Source organism: Streptomyces misionensis (assembly GCF_007896895.1).
Lineage (GTDB): Bacteria > Actinomycetota > Actinomycetes > Streptomycetales > Streptomycetaceae > Streptomyces > Streptomyces misionensis_A.
Genome location: NZ_VOGW01000040.1, coordinates 98,892 through 108,837, shown reverse-complemented (window position 1 = coordinate 108,837; position 9,946 = coordinate 98,892). Strand labels below are relative to the sequence as shown.

At 73.3% G+C, this 9,946-nt stretch carries 12 protein-coding genes and 1 pseudogene; 8 read left to right on the top strand and 5 right to left on the bottom strand.

What is annotated here, in order from left to right; translation table 11 throughout:
- Positions 1-60: 60 nt before the first annotated feature.
- Together wrbA and FRZ03_RS06960 are read right to left on the bottom strand one after the other, a co-directional pair.
- Positions 61-678 (bottom strand): NAD(P)H:quinone oxidoreductase, encoded by a 618-nt coding sequence (gene wrbA, locus FRZ03_RS06965; protein WP_146464257.1) that lies wholly within the window; start codon positions 676-678, stop codon positions 61-63.
- A 328-nt stretch (positions 679-1,006) separates the two neighbouring features.
- Positions 1,007-1,492 (bottom strand): carboxymuconolactone decarboxylase family protein, encoded by a 486-nt coding sequence (locus FRZ03_RS06960; protein ID WP_146464256.1) that lies wholly within the window; start codon positions 1,490-1,492, stop codon positions 1,007-1,009.
- A gap of 116 nt (positions 1,493-1,608) precedes the next feature.
- Between FRZ03_RS06960 and FRZ03_RS06955 the strand changes: the two are divergent.
- The 6 genes and pseudogenes from FRZ03_RS06955 to FRZ03_RS06935 all read left to right on the top strand — a co-directional run bounded on the left by FRZ03_RS06955 (position 1,609) and on the right by FRZ03_RS06935 (position 6,590).
- Positions 1,609-2,626: pseudogene (locus FRZ03_RS06955) on the top strand (pirin family protein).
- Positions 2,623-2,967 (top strand): GNAT family N-acetyltransferase, encoded by a 345-nt coding sequence (locus tag FRZ03_RS06950; protein WP_146464255.1) that lies wholly within the window; start codon positions 2,623-2,625, stop codon positions 2,965-2,967. The pseudogene FRZ03_RS06955 and the gene FRZ03_RS06950 overlap by 4 nt, the downstream one beginning before the upstream one ends.
- 200 nt (positions 2,968-3,167) lie before the next feature.
- Positions 3,168-4,172, top strand: coding sequence for an ArsR/SmtB family transcription factor (locus tag FRZ03_RS06945; protein ID WP_146464254.1), 1,005 nt, complete (start codon positions 3,168-3,170; stop codon positions 4,170-4,172).
- Positions 4,173-4,443: 271 nt separating this feature from the next.
- Positions 4,444-4,590 carry a hypothetical protein gene (locus FRZ03_RS38865; protein WP_186785287.1) on the top strand — a complete coding sequence of 49 codons (147 nt, stop codon included), beginning with the start codon at positions 4,444-4,446 and terminating at the stop codon, positions 4,588-4,590.
- A gap of 1 nt (position 4,591) precedes the next feature.
- The gene (locus FRZ03_RS06940) at positions 4,592-5,596 is read left to right on the top strand and encodes a peptidoglycan-binding protein (protein ID WP_146464253.1); all 1,005 of its coding nucleotides are present in this window, start codon (positions 4,592-4,594) and stop codon (positions 5,594-5,596) included.
- Positions 5,597-5,696: 100 nt separating this feature from the next.
- Positions 5,697-6,590 carry a hypothetical protein gene (locus FRZ03_RS06935; protein ID WP_146464252.1) on the top strand — a complete coding sequence of 298 codons (894 nt, stop codon included), beginning with the start codon at positions 5,697-5,699 and terminating at the stop codon, positions 6,588-6,590.
- 256 nt (positions 6,591-6,846) lie between these two features.
- Here FRZ03_RS06935 and FRZ03_RS06930 read toward each other — a convergent pair whose 3' ends face one another.
- Entirely contained in the window at positions 6,847-7,209 is a 363-nt protein-coding gene (locus FRZ03_RS06930) for a hypothetical protein (RefSeq protein ID WP_146464251.1), read from the bottom strand.
- A 135-nt stretch (positions 7,210-7,344) separates the two neighbouring features.
- Here FRZ03_RS06930 and FRZ03_RS06925 point away from each other — a divergent pair, with 135 nt between their 5' ends.
- Together FRZ03_RS06925 and FRZ03_RS06920 are read left to right on the top strand one after the other, a co-directional pair.
- Positions 7,345-7,845, top strand: coding sequence for a metallophosphoesterase family protein (locus FRZ03_RS06925; RefSeq protein ID WP_146464250.1), 501 nt, complete (start codon positions 7,345-7,347; stop codon positions 7,843-7,845).
- 23 nt (positions 7,846-7,868) lie between these two features.
- Positions 7,869-8,459, top strand: coding sequence for a GNAT family N-acetyltransferase (locus tag FRZ03_RS06920; RefSeq protein ID WP_146464249.1), 591 nt, complete (start codon positions 7,869-7,871; stop codon positions 8,457-8,459).
- Positions 8,460-8,483: 24 nt separating this feature from the next.
- Here the strand turns inward: FRZ03_RS06920 and FRZ03_RS06915 are convergent, their stop codons facing one another.
- Both FRZ03_RS06915 and FRZ03_RS06910 read right to left on the bottom strand, forming a co-directional pair.
- Positions 8,484-9,131, bottom strand: coding sequence for an SRPBCC family protein (locus FRZ03_RS06915; protein WP_146464281.1), 648 nt, complete (start codon positions 9,129-9,131; stop codon positions 8,484-8,486).
- 25 nt (positions 9,132-9,156) lie between these two features.
- The coding region (locus FRZ03_RS06910) for a vWA domain-containing protein (RefSeq protein ID WP_146464280.1) at positions 9,157-9,946 on the bottom strand (790 nt) is incomplete at its 5' end.

Genomic DNA, 9,946 nt, shown 5'->3' with positions numbered 1-9,946 from the left:
CCGCGCGGGAGCGAGTCGTTCGTCCGGCGGCCCGGCCGGGGTGCGGCGCGGGTTCTCGGGTCAGGCGGCGAGGCCGGCCTTGAGCGCGGCGGCGATCTGCACCACACGCTCGGCCTGGTGACGGGCCGAGTCACGGGTCTGCTCGCCCACGGGGTTGTTGCCCTGGGCGTCGACGTGGGAGGTGCCGTAGGGGTTGCCGTCGACGAACTTCACCGGGTCGGTGTAGCCCGGGGAGACGATGAGGCCGCCGAAGTGGTGGATGGAGTTGTACAGCGCGAGGATGGTGGACTCCTGGCCGCCGTGCGCGGTGGCGCTGGTCGCGAAGCCGCTGTAGACCTTGTTGGCGAGCTTGCCCTGCGCCCACAGGCCGCCGAGCGTGTCGATGAACTGCTTGAGCTGCGAGGAGATGTTGCCGAAGCGGGTCGGCGAGCCGAAGATCACGGCGTCCGCCCACTCGACGTCGGCGGGGGTGGCGACCGGGATGCCGGCGCTGGCCGCGGCGTGCGCCGCCCACGCGTCGTTGGAGGCGATGGCGGCCTCGGGAGCCAGTTCGGCGGTCTTCAGCAGGCGCACCTCTGCGCCCGCCTTCTCCGCGGCGCTGCTGATCTCCTTGGCGATCTCGGCGCTGAAGCCGGTGGAGGAGTAGTAGATGACCGCGAGCTTGACGGGGGAAGTCACGGGAGAAGTCTCCGTTTCGGTGTTGCGACGGAAAAAGCCCATGGTGCTGGGTGGCTTTCGTTCGGCAGTGCGTCCCACTGGGCGCGGGACGTGCGCGGATGGCGCATGGTTGAACGCTAAACCATTATCCGGCATTGGTACAACATTCAACAGGTGGGGCCTCCGGGTCGGATCGCCCTCACCAGGCCCGGCGCCTGGCACGTCTACGGCTCGCTCATGACGGACGTGGAGAGGCTGCTGTATGACCTGGACCACGTGGGCGCGCGCTGACCGGGCGGCCGGGAGCGGCGCCACCGGCCGGGCGGGCCGCGGCCCGGGTCGTCCGGGATCAGCTCGGGTCGTCGCGCACCGGGTGCTTGCTCAGGATGGAGACGCGGTTGAAGGAGTTGATGGCGATGGCGACCCAGATCACCGCGGAGATCTCGTCGTCGTTCAGGGTCTCGCGGGCGAGCGCGTAGGCCCCCTCCTGCGCGGCGGCGTCCGCCGGGTGGGTCACCGACTCCGCGAGCGCGAGCGCCGCCCGTTCCCCCGGCGTGAAGAGCTCGGTGTCCCGCCACGCGGCGAGCACGCCCAGCCGCTGCGCGGTCTCGCCGGCCCGCAGTGCCGCCGCGGTGTGCACTTTGAGGCAGTAGGCGCAACCGTTGAGCTGGGACACCCGGAGGTTCACCAGTTCCACCAGCCTGCGGTCCAGCCCGCATTCCGCGGCGGCCGTGCGCACCGCCTCGGCGGCCGAGACCAGGGCGCGGTAGGCCCGGGGAGTCTGTTTGTCTATGTGGACACGCCGGCCGGTGGTCGCGGGCGCTGCTTCGAGCATGTCGTCTCCTCGGGAAGGGGTTGCTGCCGCGGGCCGAGTGCACGGCGTTCGCCGACCGTACGGGCCCCGCCTGTGGCATGATAGTTGAAATAGAAACAATCATGAGGGGTGGCGTTGTGAGCAACATCGAGACCCGGCCTCCCGAACTGCGCTGCGGAACGCCGTCGGACGCGGTGCCCGGGCCGGGCGAGCGGCGGGTGGAGGTCCTGTCCGCGAGGGACGTCCCCCTGGGGGGGTCCGCGGGCGATGACGGTGCGGCGCACGCTGCCCCAGCGCGGCCGGACCCTGATCGGCGCCTGGTGCTTCGCCGACCATTACGGGCCCGACGATGTCGCCGTCTCGGGCGGGATGATGGTCCCCCCGCACCCGCACACCGGACTCCAGACCGTCAGCTGGCTGTTCAGCGGCGAGATCGAGCACCGCGACAGCCTCGGCACCCACGCGCTGGTCCGGCCCGGCGAGCTGAACCTGATGACCGGCGGCCACGGGATCAGCCACTCGGAGGTCTCCACCCGGCGGACCTCCGTCCTGCACGGCGTGCAACTGTGGGTGGCGCTCCCCGAGGAGCACCGCGACGCCCCCCGCGACTTCCGGCACCACGTCCCGACCCCCGTCGCCCTGGACGGGGGAGAGGCCAGGGTCTTCCTCGGCACCCTCGCCGGTGACACCTCGCCCGTCCCCACCTTCAGCCCGCTCCTCGGCGCCGAAATCACCCTGGACGCGCACGCGGACGTCACCCTGGAGATCGATCCCCGCTTCGAGCACGGGCTGCTCGTCGACCAAGGGGACGTGCGCATGGCGGACACGCCCCTGCGCCGGGCCGAACTCGGTTATCTGGCCCCCGGATCGCACACGCTGCGCCTGGAGAACACGGGGGACACCCCGGCTCGTACGGTGCTGCTCGGCGGAACGCCCTTCGGTGAACAGATCGTGATGTGGTGGAACTTCATCGGCCGCAGCCACGACGACATCGTGCGGGCCCGGGAGGAGTGGCAGAACGCGTCCGACCGGTTCGGGAGCGTGGACGGCTGTCCCGCCGACCGCCTCATGGCCCCGCCGCTGCCCAACGCCTCACTCACCCCGCGCGGCAATCCGCCGCACTCCCACCCCGAAGGAAGCGAGAAGACGCGATGAGCAGGCCTTCCCACCCCGTCGTCGAGCGTGCCGACGAACGGCACCGCTACGAGATCCTGGTCCACGGCGAGCTCGCGGGCTTCACCGAGTACCGCGACCGGGGCGAGACGCAACGCGTCTTTTTCCACACGGAGATCGGCGACGCCTACGCCGGTCAGGGGCTGGCCCGCGTCCTCGTCGAGCACGCGCTGACCGATGTGCGCGCGAGCGGCAAGCGCGTCGTGCCCGTCTGCCCCTATGTCGCCAAGTTCCTCGGCAAGCACGAGGAGTTCGCCGACATCGCCGACCCGGTCACCGGGGAGGTCACCCACTGGCTCAAGGCCGAATTGGCCGGCCGGTAGGTCTTCGTCGGGCCGTCGTGGATCCGGCCGGCGGTCACGGTGGTCACATCGCGGCAGGCCGCCGTCCCCGTGGGGCGGCGGCCCGTGCCGGCCGACGCGCGCACCCCGCGCCGTTCGGTGCGGGATTGCCCGGAAGTGATCTGTGCACCGTCGTCCGCGCGGATGAGAATGCTGCCCTCTGTGTGCCATCGGGGGGATGTGTGCCGTTCCGTGTTCATTTCACTGTCGAGGACCTCGCGCGTACAAGGATCGCCGCCCAGCCGAATCCGCTGTGCGAACTGGTGCTGGCCGTAAGGAAGCTGAAGTACGCGGACCATCCGGTGCGGCTCTCGGCCTGGCGCCGGGACGTGGCGCGGCGGCTGCGCCCGGAGGCGCGGATGGTGCTGGATCTGGTCCCCCGCTCGGGGATCATGCCCGGATTCCTGGCACCGCCCGGCACCGGCACGGCCGACGAGCTGATGGACCGGGTGCGCGCGGTGCCGCGGTCCCGCATCCGCTCCGATCTGGAGGACGTCGCCGTCCACCGGAGCCTGCCGGCCTGGACCCGGCAGCTGGCCGACGATCCGGACCGGCTGTCGCAGCTGTGCGACAGCCTCCAGCACGTGCACGACCGGCTGCTGCGCCCGCACTGGAGCGAGATCACCGCCGTCACCGAGGCGGACACCGCGACCAGGGCCCGGCAGGTGGTGAGCGGCGGGCTGGGAGACGTGCTCGGCCGGCTCAATCCGCGCTGGATGCGCTGGGAGTCTCCCGTCCTGGAGGTCGCGATGCCCTCCGGCGTGGACGGCGATCTGCATCTCGCCGGGCGCGGTCTGCTGCTGGTCCCTTCGGTGTTCGGGAGCGACTCCCCGGTCGTCGGCCCCCACGCCGAACCGCAGCCCTTCCTGCTCTATCCGGCCGGCGGCCCGCGGGGGCTGGCCGCGGCACTGACTCCGGAAGAACCGCCGTGGCGTCCCGCCGGGGTGGGCTCCCTCGGCCCGGTCCTCGGCACCACCAGGGCCGCCGTGCTGCACGCCGTCATCGAGCGCCCCGGCTGCTCCACCAAGGAGCTGGCGCACGCGGCGGGGATCGCCCCGGCCAGCGCGAGCGAGCACGCCACCGTGCTGCGCGAGGCCGGGCTGATCCGTACGACCCGGCGGGGTGCCGCCGTCTCCCACAGCCCCACTGCCGCCGCGGTGGAGCTGTGGGGGGCGGCGGCGGGCTGACACGGCGGTACCGGCACCCGAACCCCGAGGAGCGGCGGCCGCTTTGGGCGTCCCCGGGGCGTTGAGGCCGTTTGCCCGCTATTCGGCGTGGTCCGAATCTGGTCGATCGGGCACGGCATCGGCGAAATCCTGGTGCCCGGCCGACGCCGGACAGCGCGTCCGGCGGTCGTCGGCCGGCTGTTCTCTCGCCGGGCGGCAACGCCTGCCGTGCGCATGCCCGGCCGTCCGGCACCCGCGTGCACCCGCACATCCCACCCATGGAGGAACACCCATGACCGAGCCCGTGGAGACCCCGCCCTACCCGGTCGGCGGCGCGGGGGTCTTCGACGTCGACCCCGACCAGACCGGCGTCAGCCAGAACCCCGACGACGCGGTGACCGGAGACATACCGGCCCTTCCCGAGGACATGGAGTTCTGACATGGGCACCGTCCAAGGCATGCTCGCCGCCGCACGCTCGCTGCTGGGCACCACCGAGCACCCGCCCGGCTCCAACCGCAACGCGGTCACCAAGTGGTACGGCTTCACCGGCCCGTGGTGCGACATGGCGGTCAGCTACGCGGCCGCCCACTCCGACAACCTGTCCGCGACCGGCGGCAAGTACGCCCTCACCACCGCCCACGCCCGTGCCTTCCAGAAAAAGGGCCGCTGGCACTACGGCATCGGCGGGATCCGGCCCGGCGACATCGTGTTCTTCGACTGGTCCGGCTCCCGCTCCATCGGTGCCATCGACCACGTCGGCATCGTCGAAGCGGTGCACTCCAACCGCACCATCACCACCCTGGAGGGCAACACCTCCGACGCCTTCCGCCGCAGGCGGCGCGGCTCCGCCTGCGTCGTGGGCTACGGCCGCCCCGCGTACCAGGGGGGCAGCGCGCCGATGCCGTCCGGTGACGGCATCCTGCGCGTGGGTTCGAAGGGCAAGGCCGTCAGCACCCTCCAGAAGAACCTGAACACCGTGCAGAAGGCCGGGCTCACCGTGGACGGCGAGTTCGGGCCGGCCACGCAGAAGGCGGTCAGGACCTTCCAGGCCGGCCACCACCTGCCCGTGGACGGCGAGTACGGCCCGCAGTCCGCGGCGATGATGAAGGCCGCGCTGGCCGGCAAACAGGCGCCGATCCGGCCCCGGGCCCTCGTCGCCGCCCCCGGCACGCTGGTGGTCGACGGGGTGTTCGGACCGGCCACCTGCGCGGCGCTCCAGCGCACGCTCAACAGCCGGGAGCAGGCGGGACTGGAAGTGGACGGAGCCTTCGGACCGCTCACCGTGACCGCCCTCCAGAAGTACCTGAAGGTGACGGCGGACGGCATCGTGGGCCCCAAGACGGTCACCGCCCTCCAGAACCACCTGGCCGTGCCCGCCGGCGGCGAATGGGACGCGGCGACCAGCCGCGCGCTCCAGACGGCCCTGAACGCCGGTTCCTTCTGACCCGCTGACGGCCGGACCGGAAGCCCACCGACCGGGGGGTGCCTTCCGGTCCGGCGCCCGCGGCCCTCAGTTCACCGTCACCGACCAGGAGGACGATCAGATGGACACCCCTGCCGACATGTCGGCCGCCGCCGCGCCGGGGGCCTACAAGGTGGCGATCACCGAGCAGCACACCGGGCGGATCCTGCTCTTCGACCGGACCGACCAGTGGACCGACGCCAATGTCCGGTGGAGCTTCAGCACGGGCAACGCGCCCGGCTGGGACCACCCGTTCGAGATCCGTTTCAGGGACACCCAGCGCTACGGCATGATCGCGCTGATGACCTTCGGCAGACCCGGCGAGGGCCGGGCCGCGATCGTCGACGTGACCGGCAAGGCACATCTCACCCGCGCCGACGCGTTGTGGTCGGCGCGCATCACCAGCTACCCGCACTGCGTCGAGCGCGTGCCCGGAACCGGCACCGTCGTGGTCGCCGGCTCACGGGACCGGCTGCACGTCTTCGGGCCGTCCAGCAGCGACCCGGCCACCCTGAAGGAGGTGCAGACGCTGGAGTTCACCAAGGCCCACGCCGTGCTGTGGGACGACCAGAACGGACTGCTGTGGGTGACCGGCGGCACCGTCGTGCGCAGTTACCGCGTCACCGGGACCATGCGCGCCGCCCGGCTGGTCAAGCAGGGGCCGGACATCACCATCGCCGGCAACGGCCACGACCTCCAGCCCGACTACGGCCGGCCCGGCACCCTGCTGGTCGCCGACAGCCACCACATCTACTCGCTGGACAAGAAGACGCGCGCGCTCACCACGCTGCTGTCGCTGCCGTACCCCAAGTCCTACGTGCGCCACGAAGGCGGGCAGAGCATGTGGACCACCGACTCCGATGAGGACGACTCCGTCTGGGGCGGGCCCACCGTGCACTTCTCCGCGGGAGGTGACCGCACGCGCGCCGGCGCCCAGATCTACAAGGCCCGCCTGTACACCACCCGGTTCCACTGACGCCCAGGGGCCACGGCGGCCTGCGCGTGCTCCGAGCGGGCCGGGGCCCGGGCCCGTGGGGGCGCTGCCGTCCGGCCGGTCGCCGCCGCTCATGTGGCGACCGACGACAGCGCCCCCGGGGCGGGATGCGGCTCCGTCGGCGCATCCCGGTGGCCACCGGGACCCATCGGGTCCGGCGGCCCCCGGTCCGTCCGGCCGGCCCGGGAGTCACCGCACCGCGTGCCGGGTGCGGGGCCGCTGCCTGACGGGGTCGGCGTCAGGAACGGGAGAACGACCGCTCGTGGTGGTCGCCGATGCCGGCCGCGGTCCGGTGCCCGTCGCTACCCTCCCAGCGGTACGAACGCCCCTCGTCCTCCCGGACCTGGTAGCGGTGCCCGTCCCGGTCGTGCCCCCAGGAGAGCCGGCCGAAGTGACGGGTGCGATCCTCGCCCCGGTGCCGGTGGTCGTTCCGCTCGTCCTGGATGTTCCGGTGGCGGATGTCGTCCCGGGTGTTCCGGAAGCGGTGGTCGCTCCGGTCCTGGTGGTCGTTCCGGTCGTGGCGCTCCCGGTCGAGGGCGGTGCCGTACCGCGCGGAGTGCGACACGACGGCGGTCGGCTCGCCGCCCGGGAGGGTCGCCACCCCCCGCTTTGGTTGAACGCTTAACTAAATGGGGTGTGAGGTGCGCCATGTCGTCAAATGTCCGGCTTGAATTGCAGATGTGCGCTTTCGGTAGTGTCCGTCGGCGGGGTGCGTCCGGCGCCCTAGGCTGGGCCGATGCGCCTCCTGCTGATGTCCGACACGCACCTGCCCAAGCGCGCCAAGCAACTCCCCGGCGAACTGCTGGCCGAACTCCCGCGCGCCGACGTCGTCTTCCATGCCGGGGACTGGGTGGACACCGCCACGCTCGACCTGCTGGAGGACCGCAGCCGGCGGCTGATCGGGGTGTACGGCAACAACGACGGGCCGGAACTGCGGGCCCGGCTGCCCGAGGTGGCGTACGCCGAGCTGGCCGGGCTGCGCTTCGGGGTCGTGCACGAGACCGGGCCCGCCCAGGGGCGCGAGGCCCGTTGCGCCGCGCGGTTCCCCGACCTCGACGTGCTGGTCTTCGGGCACAGCCACATCCCCTGGGACAGCACCGCCCCCGGCGGGCTGCGGCTGCTCAACCCGGGCTCCCCGACCGACCGCCGCCGCGAGCCCTACCGCACCTATCTGACGGCCGAGGCGCACGACGGAGCGCTCACCGAGGTGACACTGCACCGGCTGCCACCGCGCTGACACCACCGTGCGATCATCACCGGATGATCACCCGCACCGGGATACCCGACGCCGTGCCGCCGGGCCGCATGGCCGGCGGCGACCAGCCCGTCCTCGGCCTCGCGGACGGCATGGAACTGCGGCCCTGGCGCCCCGCCGACGCCACCGCGCTGCTCGCCGCCGCGCAGGACCCGGCGATCCGGCAGTGGAACCTGCTCGCCGTGGCCGACGAGGACGACGCCCGGCGGCGGATCGCCCGGATGCGCGAGCGGTGGCGGGCCGAGTCCGGTGCCGTCTGGGCCGTCGCCAGGACCGGCGGCCCCCCGATCGGGCTGATCGGGCTCAACGGCGTCGACCTCGCGGGCGGCGCCGCCGAACTCGTCTACTGGCTGCTCCCCGAGGCCCGCGGCGCCGGCCTCGCCGTCACCGCGACCCGGCGGCTCACCCACTGGGCCCTGCACGACCTCGGCCTGCACCGGGTCCGGCTGTGCCACTCCACCGCCAACGCCGCCTCCTGCCGGGTCGCCGAGAAGGCCGGCTTCGCCTTCGAGGGCACCATGCGCGGCGCCCTGCTGCACGCCGACGGCTGGCACGACCAGCACCTGCACGCCAGGGTGGCCGGGGACCCCGAGTAGCGCCGGGACGGCCCCCGCCCGGACTCACCGGCGCCGCTTGCGGCCCTTCCCTCGCCGGCGCAGCCGCAGCACCACCAGCACCAGCGCCGCGACGGCGGCCACCACCGGCGCCGCACGCCTGGCCACCGGCCCGCCCGCGGTGCGCAGGAGGTCGAGCGGCGGCGGTTCCTCCGCGGTACGGGGCTCGGCCCGCGGCGGTGCGGACGCCGCCTCCTCGGCCGGCTCCGGCCGCTCGGCCAGCCGCGCTGCCAGACAGTCGGCGAACCGGCCCACCAGCCGGTCGCCCACCTCCGCCAGCACCCCGCGCCCGAACTGCGCCGGACGTCCGGTCACCGTGAGATCGGTGCGCACCGACACCGCCGTACCGCCGTCCCGCTCGCTCAGCGTGCCGGTGACCGTCGCGCGGGCCGTGCCCTGCCCGCGCGTCTCCCGGCCGTTCGCCACCAGCACCATCCGGTGCGCGGCCGCGTCCTGCTCCTCGAACACCGCGGTGCCTCGGTAAGTCACCGTGACCGGGCCGACCTTGACCTTCACCGAGCCGGTCACGGTTCTGCCGTCGTACTCCTCCACCACCGCGCCCGGCAGACACGGCGCGACCCGCTCGATGTCCAGCAGCACGGGCCACGCCTCCTCGACCGGCACCGGAACGGTGAACTCGTGGTGCAGCTCCATCACTTGCTCCTTGTCCATCCGGGAATCAACGCTCCACCCCCGCCACCGTGCCGGTCCGCGCCCCGCGCACCACCACCGCGAGCCGCTCCAGCGCTGCCAGGCTGTGCCCCGCCACGAACGCGTCCACGCTCGGCAGGGCCGCCGCCATTCCCGCCGCCGTCGGTGCGTAACCGGGGCGCGCCTTGCGGGGGTTGGCCCAGACCACCCGGTGTGCCAGCGCGTGCAGCCGGCGCATCTGGGCACCGAGCAGCCGGGGATCGTCGCGCTCCCAGCCGTCGGAGAGCAGCACCACGACCGCGCCGCGCGCCATCCCCCGCTGCCCCCAGCGGTTCAGGAACTCGCGCAGCAGCTCACCGAGGCGGGTGCCGCCGCGCCAGTCCGGCACGGCCGCCGCGACCGCCGCCATCGCCAGGTCCGGGTCGCGGTGGGACAGTTCGCGGGTCACCCGGGTCAGCCGGGTGCCGATCGTGAACACCTCCGTACGGCCCCCGCGCACGGCCGCGTGCGCGAACCGCAGCAGCGCGTCCGCGTACGGCGCCATCGAACCGCTCACGTCCACCAGCAGCACCACCCGGCGCGGCCGGTCGACGCGGGCGTGCCGGCGCAGCCGGGCCGGTTCCCCGCCGCGCCGCAGCAGCTCGCGCACGGTGCGGCGCGGATCGACGTCCCCGCGCCGCGCCGGCCGCCGCCGGGCCGACCGGCGGGTCTCGCCGCGCAGTGCGAACGCGGCCAGCAGCCGGTGGAGCTGGGCGCGCTCGGCGGCGTCCAGGGCGGCGACGTCACGATGCCGCAGCACCTCGGTGGAACTGGCGAGG

Coding starts and splice junctions, on each gene's coding strand:
- FRZ03_RS06960 (WP_146464256.1), bottom strand. CDS start 1,492: ATGCTCGAAGCAGCGCCCGCGACCACCGGCCGGCGTGTCCACATAGAC.
- FRZ03_RS06915 (WP_146464281.1), bottom strand. CDS start 9,131: ATGGAGCTGCACCACGAGTTCACCGTTCCGGTGCCGGTCGAGGAGGCG.
- FRZ03_RS06950 (WP_146464255.1), top strand. CDS start 2,623: ATGAGCAGGCCTTCCCACCCCGTCGTCGAGCGTGCCGACGAACGGCAC.
- FRZ03_RS06935 (WP_146464252.1), top strand. CDS start 5,697: ATGGACACCCCTGCCGACATGTCGGCCGCCGCCGCGCCGGGGGCCTAC.
- FRZ03_RS06920 (WP_146464249.1), top strand. CDS start 7,869: ATGATCACCCGCACCGGGATACCCGACGCCGTGCCGCCGGGCCGCATG.
- FRZ03_RS06925 (WP_146464250.1), top strand. CDS start 7,345: ATGCGCCTCCTGCTGATGTCCGACACGCACCTGCCCAAGCGCGCCAAG.
- FRZ03_RS06940 (WP_146464253.1), top strand. CDS start 4,592: ATGGGCACCGTCCAAGGCATGCTCGCCGCCGCACGCTCGCTGCTGGGC.
- FRZ03_RS38865 (WP_186785287.1), top strand. CDS start 4,444: ATGACCGAGCCCGTGGAGACCCCGCCCTACCCGGTCGGCGGCGCGGGG.